This is a genomic window from Streptomyces sp. NBC_01306 (assembly GCF_026340465.1).
In the GTDB taxonomy this organism is placed as follows: Bacteria; Actinomycetota; Actinomycetes; order Streptomycetales; family Streptomycetaceae; genus Streptomyces.
Window position 1 is genome coordinate 1,565,407 of record NZ_JAPEPC010000001.1, and the last position, 15,352, is coordinate 1,580,758.

The window sequence follows — 15,352 nt, forward strand, 5'->3', positions numbered from 1 at the left end:
GCTCATGGAGCGTGAGATACAGGCTTTCGTCCCCGAACCGGGCCGCACCGCACGTATCGCGGCCGAGACGGCGGCAGTCACAGCCCGCTGGCCCGACCCCGCGCACCGGCCGCCCCTCTTCGGCGTCCCGGTCGGCATCAAGGACATCATCCACGTCGACACCCTGCCCACCGGGGCGGGTTCGGCCCTCCCGCCCGAAGCCCTGGCCGGGCGGCAGGCCACCGTTGTCGACCGGCTGCGCGCGGCGGGAGCGGTGATCGCGGGCAAGACCGTGACGGCCGAGTTCGCGGTCCTGGCCCCGGGACCGACCCGTAACCCGCGCAACCTCGCGCACACACCCGGCGGATCGAGCAGCGGCTCGGCGGCGGCGGTCGCGGCCGGGATGGTCCCGCTGGCCGTGGGCACCCAGACGGTCGGCTCGATGATCCGCCCGGCGGCCTACTGCGGGGTGGCCGCCTTCAAACCGACGTACGGGCGCATCCCGGTGGACGGCGTCATCCCGAACGCCCCGAGCTTCGACACCCTCGGCCTCTTCGCGGCGGACGTGGCAGGGCTGGTGCCCGCGCTCGCGGCGGTCTGCGACAACTGGCACCCGTACGAGCCGCCCACGGGCGCGGACCACAGGCCGCCCGGCCTGCCGGTGCTCGCGGTCCCCGAAGGCCCGTATCTGGAGTGCGCGGAACCGGAGGCACTCGATGTCTTCGCGACCCGGGTGGAGCGGCTGCTCGCGGCCGGGTTCACCGTGCGGCGCATCCCGGTGATGGCCGACTTCGAGCAGGTCAGGGCCCAGCTCTTCACGATGAACCGTTACGAGGTGGCCCGCACTCATGCCGAGTGGTTCGCCGAGTACGGCGCGCTCTACCGGCCCGAGACGGTGCGGGCGATCCGGGAGGGCCAGGGCATCACGGAGGTGGAGTACGTCCGGGCACAGCGGGAGCGGGTCGCGTTCCGGGACCGGATGGCGGCGGCGATGGCCGGCACCGACCTGTGGATCACACCGTCGGCGACCGGCCCGGCCCCCGTGGGGCTGACCACGACGGGCAGCTCCGTCATGTGCCTCCCCTGGAGCAACGCGGGACTGCCGTCCCTGACGCTCCCGGCGGGACACGCGGGGAACGGGCTGCCGCTGGGGCTCCAGTGCGTGGGAGCGGCGGGGGACGACGAACGGGTGCTGGCCTGGGGCGCGTTGATCGAAGCGGCGCTCGGCGAGGGGTGACCTCAGCCGTCGGTCGCCGGAGGGGCTTGTTCTGCTTTCAAGCCCCTCCGGGGGCACCTCCCAGCGGAGCTGGGGGAGTTTGAGGAGCGGGGTCCGGGGCGGAGCCCCGGGAGGACAGCCGGGCCGGTCAGCCCAGCGGGTGCATCCACCCGTGCTTGTCCTCGCCGATCCCCCGCTGGATGTCCAGCAGCGCGGCCCGAAGCGCCAGCGTGACCTCGCCGGGCGTACCGTTCCCCTGCTTCCACTCGCCGTCGGCCGACTTCACCGTGCCGACGGGTGTGATGATCGCCGCCGTGCCGCAGGCGAAGACCTCGGTGAGCGAGCCGTTCTCCGTGTCACGGCGCCACTGGTCGATGGAGACCCGGCTCTCCTCCGCTTCGTAGCCGAGGTCGCGGGCGACGGAGAGCAGCGAGTCGCGGGTGACACCCGCAAGGAGAGAACCGGTGAGCTTCGGCGTGACGATCTTCGGCTTGCGGCCGTCCCCGCCCCCGTACACGAAGCACAGGTTCATGCCGCCCAGCTCCTCGACCCACTTGTGCTCGACGGCGTCGAGGTAGGCGACCTGGTCGCAGCCCCGGGCGGCGGCCTCGGCCTGGGCCAGCAGGGACGCGGCGTAGTTTCCGCCGGTCTTGGCCTCGCCCATGCCGCCGGGCACGGCGCGCACCCGGTCCTCGGACAGCCAGATCGAGACCGGCTTGACGCCGCCCTCGAAGTAGGCGCCGGCCGGCGAGGCGATCACGATGAAGAGGTACTCGTTGGCGGGCTTCACACCCAGACCGACCTCAGTGGCGATCATGAACGGACGCAGGTAGAGGGACTCCTCACCGCCGTGCGCCGGAACCCATGCCTTGTCCTGCTGGACCAGCGCGTCACATGCGTCGAGGAAGGTCTCGACCGGCAGCTCGGCCATGGCGAGGCGGCGGGCGGAGAGCTGGAAGCGCTTGGCGTTGGCCTCCGGGCGGAAGGTAGCGACCGATCCGTCGGGCTGGCGGTACGCCTTGAGCCCCTCGAAGATCTCCTGACCGTAGTGCAGGGTCATGTTCGCCGGGTCCAGGGAGAGCGGCGCGTACGGAACGAGCTGCGCGTCGTGCCAGCCGCGCCCTTCCGTCCACTTGATGGTCACCATGTGGTCGGTGAAATGGCGGCCGAATCCGGGATGGGCCAGCAGCGCCTCCCGCTCCGCGTCGGACAACGGGTTGGAAGAGGGCTTGAGCTCGATCGGGAGCGTCGTCATGAGTGGTATGTCCTTCACCGGTTGTTTGTGACGGACCGCGCTCACGCCACTACTAGGACGTCCGAGCTTCCCCACATACCGCGGCCCCACGTCCGATTATCGCTCGTGGGTGGCCGCGGATGAAAGGCATGAATGCGGTCCAGGATTCGATGGTCGCACCCGGGGACCGCAAAACACAGCCGCCGGGTGTCTGGGAGACCCGGCGGCTGTGGTGTATCAGTCGACGGGTCAGCCCGCTACTCGTACCGCGAGCGCGTCACCGATCTGGTCGGTCGTACGCGACTCCGTACCGCGCTCCGCGAGGTCCGCGGAGACCGCGTCCTCGATGCGGGCGGCCTCGGACTCGTGGCCGAGGTGGCGCAGCAGGAGCGCGACGGAGAGGATCGTGGCCGTCGGGTCGGCCTTGCCGGTGCCCGCGATGTCGGGCGCCGAACCGTGCACCGGCTCGAACATCGACGGGAAGGTGCCCGTCGGGTTGATGTTGCCGGAGGCCGCCAGGCCGATGCCGCCGGTCACGGCAGCGGCGAGGTCGGTCAGGATGTCGCCGAAGAGGTTGTCGGTGACGATGACGTCGAAGCGCTCGGGCTGCGTGACGAAGAAGATCGTCGCGGCGTCGACGTGCAGGTAGTCGGTGGTGACGTCCGGAAACTCCTGGCCCACCTTGTCGAAGATGTTCTTCCACATGTGGCCGGCGTAGACGAGGACGTTGTTCTTGTGCACCAGCGTCAGCTTCTTGCGCGGGCGCGCCTGGGCCCGGGCGAACGCGTCACGGACGACCCGCTCGACACCGTACGCCGTGTTCACGCTGACCTCGGTCGCGATCTCGGCGGGAGTGCCGGTGCGGAGGCTGCCGCCGTTGCCGGTGTACGGACCCTCGGTGCCCTCACGGACGACGATGAAGTCGATGTCCGGGCGGCCGGCGAGCGGGGTGGCCGTGTTCGGGAACAGCTTCGAGGGGCGGAGGTTGACGAAGTGGTCGAAGGCGAAGCGGAGCTTGAGCAGCAGACCGCGCTCCAGGACGCCCGACGGCACCGAGGGGTCACCGATCGCGCCGAGCAGGATCGCGTCGTGCTGCTTGAGCGACTCCAGTTCGGCGTCCGGGAGGGTCTCACCGGTGCGGTGCCAGCGCTGGGCGCCGAGGTCGTACTCCTCGGTCTCCAGCTTCACATCCTGAGGAAGGACCGCATTCAGGACCTTGAGGCCCTGGGCCACGACTTCCTGGCCGATGCCGTCACCGGGGATCACTGCGAGATTGAGGCTGCGAGACATGACGGCACCCTACTGCGCGTCCCAGGGGATGACATGTGGTGTCCACTATCCGGACATGTGATCTGCTGTACGGGCGCCGTTCACCCGTACGGCAGGAGCGCGTCAGGCCGACCGGGCACCTTGTCGGCCATGGACACACCTCGCTTCGGTATCCCCGAGAAGCTCGCCGGCCGGATGAGCATGGCCGAGCAGCACGAGTACCTTCGCACCCGGCTCAGCCGTCGCGGGGTGCTCCGTACGACCGCGGCGGGTGCCGCGGTCACCGTAGCCGGAGCCGGCACCGCGCTGGGCACGCAGTCCGCGTACGCCGCGCCCGCGCCCGCGCACCGCCCCGCCCACTCGACGCCGGCCGTCGACGGTTCGCTGGTCGCGCCGTTCGGCAGGCACCTCGCCTACGGCGCCGACCCCAGGACGCAGATGCGGGTCTCCTGGCAGGTCCCGTTCGCGGTGAAGCGGCCGTACATCCGGATCGGCACCTCGCCGTCGGACCTGAGCCGGAAGATCAGCGCCGAGGTACGGCATCTGACGACGCCCAGCCTGAACGGCGGCAAAATCGCCGCCGCCGAGCAGTTCTACGTGCACACCGGACTCGACCGGCTGCGGGCGGGGACGACGTACTACTACGGCGTCGGGCACGACGGGTTCGACCCGGCCGACCACCGCAACGTGGGCACGCTCGGCACCTTCCGCACCGCGCCGTCGCGCGCCGAGTCCTTCACCTTCACGGCCTTCGGCGACCAGGGCGTCAGCTACCACGCACTCGGCAACGACCAGCTGATCCTGGGCCAGAACCCGGCGTTCCACCTGCACGCGGGTGACATCTGCTACGCGGACCCGTCGGGCTCGGGCCAGGAGACGGACACGTACGACGCGCGCACCTGGGACCAGTTCCTGGCGCAGACGGAGACCGTCGCGAAGACGGTGCCGTGGATGGTGACCACCGGCAACCACGACATGGAGGCCTGGTACTCCCCCGACGGCTACGGCGGCCAGAACGCCCGCTGGACGCTGCCGGACAACGGCCCCGACCCGGTCAACCAGCCCGGGGTGTACTCGTTCGTGCACGGCAACGTCGGGGTCGTGGCGCTGGACGCCAACGACGTCTCGTACGAGATCCCCGCCAACTTCGGCATCAGCGGCGGCAAGCAGACCCGCTGGCTCGACCGGCGCCTGGGCGAGCTGCGCGCGAACCGCGACGTCGACTTCGTCGTGATCTTCTTCCACCACTGCGCGTTCTCGACGACGAACTCGCACGCGTCGGAGGGCGGGGTGCGCGAGGAGTGGGTGCCGCTCTTCGAGAAGCACCAGGTGGACCTGGTCGTCAACGGCCACAACCACGTGTACGAGCGCACGGACGCGATCCTGCGGAACAAGGTCGCGCGCAAGGTCCCGATCGGTGAGCGGACGGACCCGACGCGGGACGGCATCGTGTATGTGACGGCGGGCGGTGCGGGCAAGTCGCTTTACGACTTCCCGGCGCCCGACAGCTACGAGGGACACCTCCACGAGCAGGAGAGCGTGCCCACCTACCACTGGGTCAAGGGCGGCGCGAAGGCGCCCGAGACGGTGGAGTGGTCGCGGGTGCGGTACACCGGCTACTCGTTCCTCGCGGTGGAGGTGACGGCAGGCCCGCAGGCGGCGCTGAAGGTCAGCGCGCTCGCCGAATCGGGCGAGCGCATCGACCACTTCGAGATCCGCCGCGGCCGCTGACCCCGAGCCACCGGCCGTGACCTGATATCTCTTCCACCTCTACCACCGCTTCACGACCGCCCTGTGCCGTACGGCGCGGGGCGGTTGCGCGTGTGCGAAGCGATCAGGGCGGGCGGATCAGTGCCCGGTGGAGCCGCCGTTGTCACGGCGGTCGAGTGCGCGCTGGAGGGCGGCTGCCGCGTTCTTGCGGTCGGACTCGCCCGAACGTGCTGCGCGGGCGGTGTGACGGACGCGGCGGACTGTCGTCTCGGCCATGGGGATCGACTCCTTGAAGCAAGGGGGATATCGATGCGCCGGAGGAGGCGGGGAGCCGGCGCCGCAGGGGTTACCTGCTTCAGGCGCTGCTCACGACCGCCAGTCGCTGGGTCGAGCGAGACGTTCGGCTCCTCTCAAGCTAAAGGAGCCGCGCTGTCCTGTCTGCACAATTACTCGGACTTCCTACTATCTGAGACGCGATCATGAATCGGCTTCCCCACCTGGACCGCACCCCTACCTGGGCAGTGGTCCACTGCCGGTATGGCCGCAGACCGCAGATCCAGCTGGCTCAAGGGCGTCCTGGACCTCCTCGTCCTCTCCTGCCTCACCGGCGGCGAGAGTTACGGATACGAGATCGCCAGGGCGCTCGCCGCCGCCGGACTAGGCGAGATCAAGGGCGGGACGCTCTATCCGGTACTGAACAGACTGGAGGAGGCCGGTCTCGCCACCGGGGAGTTCCGTGCCACGGAGCGGGGGCCGGGCCGGCGCTACCACCGCCTGACCGGAGCGGGCCGAAAGGCGCTCGCCGAACAGAGCGCCTCCTGGCCGGAGTTCCACGCGGCTGTGAAGAGCACGCTGTATCCGGGGGAACCGGGGGAACCGGGGGAACCGGGGGAACCGGGGGCATGCCATGAACAGGGGACATGCCAAGACGGGGTATTCCGACGAACTCACCGCCGCGCTCGCGCGACAGGCCCGGAGAGGAGTGGCGGCCACCGTCGCGGACCTCTCGGGCTATCCCGGTACGGGAGGAGGGTCAGCGGTTGACGGCCTGAATCTCCTGAACGGTGACGGGCTGGTCATCGCCGTACTCACCATCGGGAAGGTCGCCTCCCGCGCCCCCGGTTCCTGTCCAGCTGATCTTCCAGGTGGCGGTGGACCGCAGATCGAAGGTGCCGTCGCCGGAAGAGCGCTGGTAGACGACGCCACAGGGCGGAGTCTGGTTTCCCTTCCCTCGCGCATACGGTTCGCCGATGGAACCGTCGCCGTTGATGGCGCACCGACCGGACTCGGGGAGCACCTGTGCGTCGTCGGTGCCGGGGTCCAGGCTGAGCGAGTCCGCCGTGGCCGTCGTCGTCGCCTCGGCGTGGAAGCCGCCGACGTCGAGTGAGGCGGTGACCGAAATGGGTTTGAAATCGGCCTTGTCCAGCCATGCCCAGGTCGGCAGATTGACCTTACTGGCACCGGCCGGAGCGAGACTGACCTTGGTCCCCGGGACCTGCATCTGCTGGTAGGCGAGTCCGGCGAGCGTCTCGGGTTTGATGGCCTCCGGGACGTCGGGAGTCTCACCCTTCTTGACCCAGAAGGGGTCCTTGTCGCACTTCATCTGGTCGGCAAGTGAGGCGTCGTCGTTGAACTGGGGACCCCACCACATCCCCTCTTTCTCCTTGTCAATGTTGTAGTTGTCGCCGGCGTATTTCTGGTTCTGGTCAGAGATTTCCCCCCGGACATCATTGGGGAGGTCCGGGTCATGAACGGCCGAGACATAGACGCCCTGCCGGAACTGCTGAAATTCAGTGGCGGACCACTCCGGGGCGTACCAGCACGCGGGCGGGGTCCAGTTGGAGTCGGTGGAAGCCAACGGGCCGGAATGGCCTCCGCCATTGCCGGACGAGTGGTACTTGATGGATGCCTGGGCGGCGATGGTCCGGTTGGGACCCGTGGTGGATTTGGAGTTCGTGGTAGCCCGCCCGGGTCCCAGCCCAGCCATTGCAGGATCGCTTGTCAGCAGTAGCGCCGAGAAGCACACCACCGACACCACGAGCGGCTTGCGCATCCTCAGCCCCTGCACTGCGCCGCCTCCCCCTGCACCTTGATTTCACTGGCCCTCCAGAGGCCCTTGGTGGCCGTTGATGGCATCATCCCGACCTGCCAGAAAGCGTAGTCACTCAAGCTCTCCTCGGTCTTGTGGACCTTCGCGCTCTTGATTTCCTTGCTATAAAACTTACTGTCGTTGCTGCAAAATGTAACCACAGCACTCTTCGTTCCCTTTACCATTTGAACCTTGGCGCCGGTGTAACGACTTACTCCCGTTGCGGTCAGCCCCGCGTCGATGTTCTTTTGGATCTGCTCCTTCGCGTACTGCTGCGCAGGGCTTTGGAATTCCGAATAGAATTTGTAGGCGGAGTTATCGACATCATGCTTCGTCACTCCGTAGATAACCGCGCGAACGAAGTTTTCGGCATCACCCAGCGCTGCTGCCTGGTCCGCGTTCGGCAGACTTGCCTTGTCGAAGACGAGGCTGACATCTGACGGAAATTTCATCACCGGCCGGTCGATACCGGGCGCCTTGCTCGGCGCAGGCTTGCTCGGCGCCGCGGTCTTCTTCGCTCCCCCGCCATCCGCGCCCGCGATCTTGTCGTTGCCCGAGCCCTTGTCCCCACCTCCGCAGCCGGTCAGCAACAGGGCAGCAGCCGCCGCGAAGGACACGGCGGCGGGCAGGGCACGACTGCGGTTCACTGGTAACTCCCGGTGAGGCGAGGGTTCTTTGAGTCAGGGGATCGTACTAGCACCGGCCACACAGACGTTCAGCCCATCCGCCCGGCGAGAATCCGCCGCTCGGTGTCGGCCTCGGCCTCCGTGACCTCCTTGGGGTGAGCGGCGCGCTCGCGCTGCACATCCGCGAGGAAGCCATGCGCCTGCTTGGACAGATCGGTGTTGGCACCGTGCAGATCACTCCCCCAGGCCCGGGCGTTCTTCCCGACCCAGACCTCGCCCTTGCCACTGGCCATCTGCTTGTCAGCCACCTTGAGGGCGTCTGCGACAGAGGCGATGTTCTTGGACACCTCCTTGCAGAGAGCGTCCAGCTCCTGCCAGATGGGGCTGGGGACCTTCTTCGATTTATCAGTCACCAAGTCATCCTTAGGCGTGTCGCGGTGTGTACCGGCCCACTACGGGGCATCCGGATCAGGAAAGCCAGTAGGAACTGGGGAAGCGGAACCATCCTTCGGGTCATACTTGTCGCTCGATTGACTGCCATAGTCACGAAGGAGCTCCTTCTTCGCATTCCCCACCGGCGTGCATGCGCTCCGAGTCCACAGCGAGAACCGCGGCCCTTGGCCAGCCTCCCGCTGAAGAAACACGAGCACGAGCGTCACATCGTGCGCCTTGGCGGAATAGGCATTCTTACCTGACGCGCGAAGATTCCAACCTGCGCCGCTCAGTTTATTTTTCAGTGAAGCCAAAAATTCCGCATCACTTACCTTCTGCGCCCCTTCGGTGAGAGGGGAGTAGATTTCATACATGGCCGATTTATCAACATCACCACCGGTGCATTCGGTGAATCGACCAGATGCCGTCATCCCCTCTTCGCCAATGGCGCGGTAGATCTTCCAGTAGGACTCAGCCACCGGACGGCGCGCCCGCTCCGCATCTTTCTTTCCGTCCGCAGCGTTCGCCCCATCTCCACCACACGCGCTGAGGACCGAGGCGAGTGCAGCAATCGAAACACAGAGAAGGCCAGTCCGCTTCATCATCACGACGCTCCGGTGAGGCGAGCCAACTCAAGTTGACTGTAGGTTTCTTCGGACGCATTGGCGACACTCTTGTCGTTGAGCCAAGCGTTGTAGGCCAACTTCTGCTCTGCGGATGCGCCGGCCACTAGACCTCCAGAATCATCAAGGAATTTCTTTCCGTCACAGTACTGATCCGCGTACTGTCCAGGGTTCCCCAGGTTGTGATTCTTCTTGAACTCTGTCTTTACTGCCGCAGAATACTCATCACGCCACCCCTTGTACGGGGCCTTGTCCTTCTTCTTGTCCGCCTCAGCCGGATCCACATTTCCAATGAACACTGACAGCGCATAGTTGACAGCCGCCTTGGAAATATTCGCAGCAGCCTCATTCGGTGCGAATGCGACCTCGATTCCCGCACCGGTCACAGCCGTCAGCTGACCCTGGACTGTAGAGTTCCATTTGTCGGCCTTGGCTGAATCCTCGGCCTGCATCTGGCCAAACACTTTCTTCGCCTCAGCGCCGAATATTCCATCGAGCATTCCCTTGGCCCGAGTCGCCTGCGCGTTGCCCGGATTGTTGTCCAATATGTCCTGACCCTGCTGACTACTCATGGCCATCATCGTGGTGGTGGCGTCCGGATTTCGCATGGCCTCGTCGATGAACGCCCGAAGATTGTCCTCGCTCACTGAGACATGCCCCGAACCGGGGTCAGCCGGGGCAGGATCCGTCAGGATGCTCTGAACGTCGTCCCAGTGATACGTGACGATGTCGCCGAACGCTTTCTGGATCTCCGAGTGAGTGTGCTCGTCCGAGTGGTTGGCGTAGTAGTTGATCAATCTCTCCGAATTGTCGGCCGCGACGTTCGCGTCCGCACCCGGGCCGTCAAGCGTCCCCGCCCTGATGACTCCGGCAAACGCCTTCGCCTGGTAGTCCGGCAACCCCCCGTGATGGTCCGAGTCGTCCTTCATCCAGGCCGGAATCACAGCCATGTTGTCGTGCAGGAACTTAGTGGAAGCCGCCGGGTCGTTGCCCATCGCGTCCCAGACCTTCTCGCCGTACATGTAGTTGCCCGGTGCGAGGCACTGCTTGCCCAGGTTCGCCACCACGTCCGACGGGAAACTGGCATGTCCGACCAGGCCCGAAAGGTGCTGGAGGTCCTCGTTGCCGTTCTCGTCCTTGAACGTGGTCCCGTTCCGCATGGCCGTGGCCACCGTCGTGGCAAGGACGGATATCCCGGCGTCCGGGTTACCCGGGTCGTACATCGCCGGGCCGTCCTGGAGCTGATAGAGCGCGGTGTCGCCGAGTTCAGCCATCGCGGCCTTGCAGTAGTCCGGGTCCGTCTCGTTGGCCGCAAGCATCTTCATGTACTCATCAAGGTCCATGTCGCCGTCTTTGTACGCCTTGGCGTCCTTCTTCGCGGCTTTCTGGGCGGCAGCCTGCGTCTTGTACTTGCCCAGTTCGCCCGCTCCGGCTGTGACCATCCCCCCGCCCAGCCCCGCGTCCTTGTCCACCTTCTCCTCGTCCATTGCCAGACTGTGGCGACGCCGGAGCATGGGCAGTTGGCCGTGCGCCCAGGTGAGGTGACCGGTCATCTTCGTCAGGCGGGACGTGTCCATCTGGAGGCGACGCGCGTGGCTCATCCAGCTGTTGATGTGCGGCTGGCCCGCCGCTGCACCGTCACCCGAGTTGGTGTTGACCGACTTGATGAGATCGCCGAGTTTGTCGGGGTTGATGCCTTGGAAATCCTTACCGGCATCCGGATCCATCTACATCCCCCAGTATCGGTGATCAAGCAAGTGAAGGTGGACGAGGCGGAAGCTGCGAGCATGGCAGAGCATCCCCCTCGGACCTCATGACGCTATCTGTCGTGTCCATGGTTTCGCCAGTGCCAACGCTGTTCACGCCCACCGGCCCGCATACCAGAACGCCCCGGCTCGCCCCGACTTCGCATAGATGTCGGAGCAAATCCGGGGCGCACCCTCGAAGGCTCTTCAGGACCCTGCCCTACGGGCCTACCGCACCTTGGCGCCGTTCCTGCGGCGCAGAGCGAATACCAGGCCGCCGCCCAGTGCCACCGCGGCCGCCCCCGCTGCCGTGATCAGCGGGGTGTTGCCGGCGCCGGTCGACGCCATCGTGCCCGTCGCGTCGCCGCCCGTCGTGGATGCGGCACCCGTCGTGGACGCGGTGCCCGTGCCGCCGGTGGACTGGGTGTGGGCGCCGCCCGACGTCCCCGTGCCCCCGGTGCTCGGACCGCCGGTCGTGCCCGTGGTCGAACCGCCCGTCGAGGAACCGCCGTTGGAGCCGCCCGACGAGCCCGAACCCGTACCCGAACCGGAACCGGAGCCAGAGCCCGTGACGTCGATGACGAGCTTCGCCTTGTCGTTGGCGGGGTTCTTGTCGAAGACCGGGTGGATGCCGTACGCCGAGGTGGCCTTGACCTCGCTCGACGTGTCCTTCGCGCCCTTCTCGATCTTCAGCACGAACTTGTACGCGTGGAGCGAGCCCACCTCGTATATGTGGTCGGGCGGCAGGCAGACGTACTTCCGCTTGCCTGGCGCGGAAGGTCCGCTCGGGCCGTCGATCGCGAACGGCTGGCAGTCCTTCGGGACCTCGACGGCCGTCGTGCCCTTGGGGATGTCGACCATCACCGCCGGCTGGTCGTCGCTGGTGTTGTTGTCGATCCAGCCCGGGCCGTCGTTGCGCAGGCCGGCGGTGACCGTGACCTGGTCGCCCGGCTTGCCCTTCGCGGTGTCACCGACCGCGGCGAGGTCGGCCGTGCTGTCCGCGGTGACGGCCAGCGAGCGGTAGCTGAGGGCGGTCGACCCTGACGCCGGGTCGCCGCCTGTGGTGCCCGTGCCGTACTCCACGTTCTCCATCAGCGCCTTCGGCAGCACCTTGAAGTTGATGGGCGTGGTGAAGTGCTGACCGGGTGCGAGGACCTTGTCGAAGTGGCAGAGCGCCACGGACACCTGGTCGCTGTCGGTGGAGTACGTACAGCCGGCGACGTGACCGGGGAAGGCCAGGCCGCGCGTGATCCGCAGCCGCACCGTGACGCCGTCGGCGGCTGCTTTGCCCTGGTTGGTGAAGGTCAGGGAGTCCGTCCGGACCTCGCCCGGCTTCCACGGATCGCTGGACAGCTCGGACACCACGAGAGCCGGGGCGTCCGCGTCGTCGGCATGTGCCTGGACGGCTGGTGCGAGGGCTACGGTGAGCAGGGCTGCAGCCACGGCGGACACGGAGCTGATGCGGTGGCGCAAGGTGATTCTCCTGTATGGGTTCCAGAACGCGTATCAGCCCTTGGATGCTCGAATGACGAATGAAGTTGCCCGCATCCACCGGACCGTCACCAATCCGGCACATCCTCATCACTCGCGCACCCTGCCCGCCCTCACGGGCTCACAGGGGCTCACACCGGCTCACACCGGGACGATCTCGATGCCCTCCGGTACCCCGCCCAGGGTGCGCACCACCCCGCTGCTCACCTGGAGCGTCGTGAGGTGCGGGAAGGCGCTCAGCCAGGTGAGGCCCACCCCCAGGTCGTACGCGAGCCACAGCCTGGTGAGCCGTTCGGCGACGATCCCGTCGAGCAGCTGGTCCGGTGTGAACATCCCGGAGATCTGCACCCGCGACCGTCCGCCCAGCCGGCGCAGCGCGTGCAGCTCGGAGATGTCCGACACGGGGAAGTCCAGTCCGTCCTCGCCGAGATGGGCGATGATCTCGTCCGCGTAGGTGTCGGTGTCATAGCGCCGCCAGGCACCCGCCAGCTGGGAGCGCACGGCCCAGGACGAGCGGTCCCGCATACGGACCAGATACCCGATCGCCCGGTCGTCGGCCACCGATGTGGCGGTGACCGCGAGCCGGTGCGCCTCCTCGTCGGAGACCGTGGCGGGGTCCGGCAGCATCTCCAGGACGATCGGGCCGATCCAGCCGAGCGCGCGGGCCCCTTCGAGCGTGGTCGGCCTGGCCAGGTCCCGGGTGTAGCGGTGGACCCTGGCCCGTACGGCGGGATCGAGTTCCGTCGCGTGTTCGAGGCTGGCCGCGGCGAGCAGTTTGCGGTGCCGGGACTCCACCGGGCGCGCGCCCTTGCGTGCGGCGACCAGTCCGTCCAGCAGGTACGCGCACTCGTCGGGCCTGGCCAGGGCCACCGCCATCCGGATCACCTCCTCCCAGTCGTCCTGGTGAGCGTGGTTGATCAGGAAGTCGAAATCGTGCCGTTCCACGGCGGCGCGGGCGCTCAGATAGTCCTGGAAGGTCCGGTGCACGAAGTCCACCGAGCCGTGCGTGGGCTCGCGCAGCAGGCCCGTCCGGTTGAGGAGATGGCGGTAGATCTCCTCGGGGCCGCCCTGCTCCGCCGCGTGGGGGATGGACGGCAGATACTGGGCGAGAGTGTCCACCGCGACCGAACGGTCCATCTCCGAACGGCCGTTGACGAGCATCCAGTGGGCGAGCTTCTGGAGGAGCTGGACCTTCGGTTCCTGGGTGAGGTCGATGCCGTCGGTGGGGTGCATGTCGCGTTCGCGGTCGCGCCGTTCGAGCAGCATGGACAGTGCGGCGTCGTACAGCGCCTTGCGGCCGCGCGGCAGATAGCCGCGGCGGTCCCGGTGCAGGGCGCAAATCAGTCCGCACATCAGCGGGTTGGTGGCGAGCCGGCCCAGATCGCGGTTGAGCCGGACCGCTCCCAGGAGGGTCTGCTCGTAGTGTTCGAGCCGGTCGAGATCGGTGGCCCCCTCCCGCGCGGCCCGGTGCCAGCGCTGGATGAACGCGGCGACGCCCTCGCGGCTGAGCGGCGAGAGCATCAGCTCGGTGAAGCCCTCTGAGGCCAGCCAGTTCTCCCGTACGGCGGAGGGCCGCGAGGTCAGCAGCCAGACGTTGCCGGGGTAGAGGGCGAGCAGCCGGCGCAGTTCGTGGCGGAGCTGCTCGCGGTCCGCCTCGGACGACTCGTCTATGCCGTCGACCAGCAGCAGCGCCCGCCCGTCGGACATGACACGGTCGGCCCAGCCCGTCGGCTGGGAGCCGGCGCGGGGGTAGCGGGCGGCGGACAGGAAGTCGTCGGGTACCGGGAATCCGCCCTCGCCGAACCGCCGTACGGGCAGCACGAAGGGCACCCGGCCACGCAGCCCGTCCAGCTTCGCGGGCAGGGTGCCGCGCGCGATCGCCACCGCGAGCCACTGCACCAGCGTCGTCTTCCCGGAACCGGCAACCCCGCGCAGCAGCACCCGGTCCCGGCCGGAGAGCGCCTGTTCGGCCGGGAGCGCGGGCTGCGGCGGCGCCGCCCCGGTGACGCCGAACTCCGCCTCCAGGCTGAGGTAGGCGGTGTCCAGCGGCCAGCTGTCCGGCGAGTGGGCGAGCTCGATCCCGAAGATGGTGAGGTGGTTGTGGCCCGCGATGATGTCCCGCGCGTACCGCTCCTCGAACGCGGCGTCCTCGCCGGTCTGCTCGGGAAACCGCCGGGCCAGCGTGTCCATCTGCTCGCTCAGCAGGGCGAGTTGGCGGGTCTGCTCCACGAGGGTCGACGCGACGAAGGTGGAGCGCTGGGTGAAGAAGTGCAGAATGTGCAGACAGGCCGTCTCGACCAGCGCCGCGTGGAAGCGCGCTCCGTCGGCGGACAGCTGGCGGTCGGCCCCGGGTTCGGCGGCGCAGAGCAGGCCCGCGAACTCGCTGGTGCCCAGCCGTACCGCCTGGAGATCGTCGATCTCGATCGCGCCCAGCGCGCCCAGCGTCCGGGAGACCGCGTCGGCGACCGCCTGCTCCTCGTCCGCGCCGATGGGCCGCTCCCCCGGTGCGGCGGACCGCAGTGCCCGTCCGACCAGGGTCTCCGCGAGTCCGGCGAGGTCCTGTTCGTCGAGCGTCCGCTTCTCGCCCCGGAACGAGACCAGACCGGATATCCGTACGGGACGGTCGACCACCCCCGCGCCCGGCCCCTCCTGGACGAACAGCTTCTTCACCAGTGGCACGACGACGCTTGAGGCAAGTTTAGTGGCGAGTGTTGCGGGATCCACGGCGTTCTCCCCCTGACTGCGGTGCGCCGGCAGGCCGGCCGGCGAGAGGGCCCGGCGCCCGGGTACGGCGGGCGCGCGCCCCGTACGAAGGACGTCGCGCGCCCCCCGAACGGTTCACCGTACGCCCCCTGTTGGGGATGGCCGGGCTTCCGCACGGGGGCCGCCGATGGCACCCGTACCACCCCCGCTGCCCGTACCACCCGCACCGCCGGGC

12 protein-coding genes and 1 pseudogene are annotated in these 15,352 nt (G+C 67.8%); 3 read left to right on the top strand and 10 right to left on the bottom strand.

Annotated elements, in window-relative coordinates; all coding sequences use genetic code 11:
* Window positions 1-4 precede the first annotated feature (4 nt).
* The gene (locus OG385_RS06605) at window positions 5-1,216 is read left to right on the top strand and encodes an amidase (protein ID WP_266852665.1); all 1,212 of its coding nucleotides are present in this window, start codon (window positions 5-7) and stop codon (window positions 1,214-1,216) included.
* 127 nt (window positions 1,217-1,343) lie between these two features.
* On the opposite strand, the gene OG385_RS06610 is transcribed toward OG385_RS06605, so the two are convergent.
* Both OG385_RS06610 and OG385_RS06615 read right to left on the bottom strand, forming a co-directional pair.
* Entirely contained in the window at window positions 1,344-2,450 is a 1,107-nt protein-coding gene (locus tag OG385_RS06610) for a branched-chain amino acid aminotransferase (protein WP_266852667.1), read from the bottom strand.
* Window positions 2,451-2,678: 228 nt separating this feature from the next.
* Window positions 2,679-3,719 carry a 3-isopropylmalate dehydrogenase gene (locus OG385_RS06615; protein WP_266852669.1) on the bottom strand — a complete coding sequence of 347 codons (1,041 nt, stop codon included), beginning with the start codon at window positions 3,717-3,719 and terminating at the stop codon, window positions 2,679-2,681.
* 129 nt (window positions 3,720-3,848) lie between these two features.
* Between OG385_RS06615 and OG385_RS06620 the strand changes: the two genes are divergently transcribed.
* A complete protein-coding gene (locus tag OG385_RS06620) occupies window positions 3,849-5,429 on the top strand; it encodes a metallophosphoesterase family protein (RefSeq protein WP_266852671.1) in 1,581 nt (526 codons plus the stop codon).
* Window positions 5,430-5,546: 117 nt separating this feature from the next.
* Here OG385_RS06620 and OG385_RS06625 read toward each other — a convergent pair whose 3' ends face one another.
* On the bottom strand, window positions 5,547-5,684 hold the full coding sequence (locus OG385_RS06625) for a hypothetical protein (RefSeq protein WP_203599203.1): 138 nt from the start codon (window positions 5,682-5,684) through the stop codon (window positions 5,547-5,549).
* A 261-nt stretch (window positions 5,685-5,945) separates the two neighbouring features.
* On the opposite strand from OG385_RS06625, the pseudogene OG385_RS06630 reads away from it, so the two are divergent.
* A pseudogene (locus OG385_RS06630) lies at window positions 5,946-6,263 on the top strand (PadR family transcriptional regulator); the annotation flags it as partial.
* A gap of 178 nt (window positions 6,264-6,441) precedes the next feature.
* On the opposite strand, the gene OG385_RS06635 reads toward OG385_RS06630, so the two are convergent.
* The 7 genes from OG385_RS06635 to OG385_RS06665 all read right to left on the bottom strand — a co-directional run bounded on the left by OG385_RS06635 (window position 6,442) and on the right by OG385_RS06665 (window position 15,138).
* Window positions 6,442-7,461: a hypothetical protein gene (locus tag OG385_RS06635; RefSeq protein ID WP_266852699.1), complete on the bottom strand. Its 1,020-nt coding sequence runs from the start codon at window positions 7,459-7,461 to the stop codon at window positions 6,442-6,444.
* Window positions 7,462-7,463: 2 nt separating this feature from the next.
* On the bottom strand, window positions 7,464-8,144 hold the full coding sequence (locus OG385_RS06640) for a hypothetical protein (protein WP_266852701.1): 681 nt from the start codon (window positions 8,142-8,144) through the stop codon (window positions 7,464-7,466).
* A 68-nt stretch (window positions 8,145-8,212) separates the two neighbouring features.
* Window positions 8,213-8,536, bottom strand: coding sequence for a hypothetical protein (locus tag OG385_RS06645; protein WP_266852703.1), 324 nt, complete (start codon window positions 8,534-8,536; stop codon window positions 8,213-8,215).
* Window positions 8,537-8,575: 39 nt separating this feature from the next.
* Window positions 8,576-9,160: a hypothetical protein gene (locus OG385_RS06650; RefSeq protein ID WP_266852705.1), complete on the bottom strand. Its 585-nt coding sequence runs from the start codon at window positions 9,158-9,160 to the stop codon at window positions 8,576-8,578.
* Entirely contained in the window at window positions 9,160-10,905 is a 1,746-nt protein-coding gene (locus tag OG385_RS06655) for a hypothetical protein (protein WP_266852708.1), read from the bottom strand. The genes OG385_RS06650 and OG385_RS06655 overlap by 1 nt, the downstream gene beginning before the upstream one ends.
* A 246-nt stretch (window positions 10,906-11,151) precedes the next feature.
* Window positions 11,152-12,366 carry an LPXTG cell wall anchor domain-containing protein gene (locus tag OG385_RS06660; RefSeq protein WP_266852710.1) on the bottom strand — a complete coding sequence of 405 codons (1,215 nt, stop codon included), beginning with the start codon at window positions 12,364-12,366 and terminating at the stop codon, window positions 11,152-11,154.
* Window positions 12,367-12,555: 189 nt separating this feature from the next.
* Entirely contained in the window at window positions 12,556-15,138 is a 2,583-nt protein-coding gene (locus OG385_RS06665; RefSeq protein ID WP_266852712.1) for an NACHT domain-containing NTPase, read from the bottom strand.
* Window positions 15,139-15,352: the final 214 nt, after the last annotated feature.

What these genes read in the sequence shown, in the direction of transcription:
- OG385_RS06605 (WP_266852665.1), top strand. Translation starts at nt 5, where the DNA reads ATGGAGCGTGAGATACAGGCTTTCGTCCCCGAACCGGGCCGCACCGCA.
- OG385_RS06610 (WP_266852667.1), bottom strand. Translation starts at nt 2,450, where the DNA reads ATGACGACGCTCCCGATCGAGCTCAAGCCCTCTTCCAACCCGTTGTCC.
- OG385_RS06615 (WP_266852669.1), bottom strand. Translation starts at nt 3,719, where the DNA reads ATGTCTCGCAGCCTCAATCTCGCAGTGATCCCCGGTGACGGCATCGGC.
- OG385_RS06620 (WP_266852671.1), top strand. Translation starts at nt 3,849, where the DNA reads ATGGACACACCTCGCTTCGGTATCCCCGAGAAGCTCGCCGGCCGGATG.
- OG385_RS06625 (WP_203599203.1), bottom strand. Translation starts at nt 5,684, where the DNA reads ATGGCCGAGACGACAGTCCGCCGCGTCCGTCACACCGCCCGCGCAGCA.
- OG385_RS06635 (WP_266852699.1), bottom strand. Translation starts at nt 7,461, where the DNA reads ATGCGCAAGCCGCTCGTGGTGTCGGTGGTGTGCTTCTCGGCGCTACTG.
- OG385_RS06650 (WP_266852705.1), bottom strand. Translation starts at nt 9,160, where the DNA reads ATGATGAAGCGGACTGGCCTTCTCTGTGTTTCGATTGCTGCACTCGCC.
- OG385_RS06655 (WP_266852708.1), bottom strand. Translation starts at nt 10,905, where the DNA reads ATGGATCCGGATGCCGGTAAGGATTTCCAAGGCATCAACCCCGACAAA.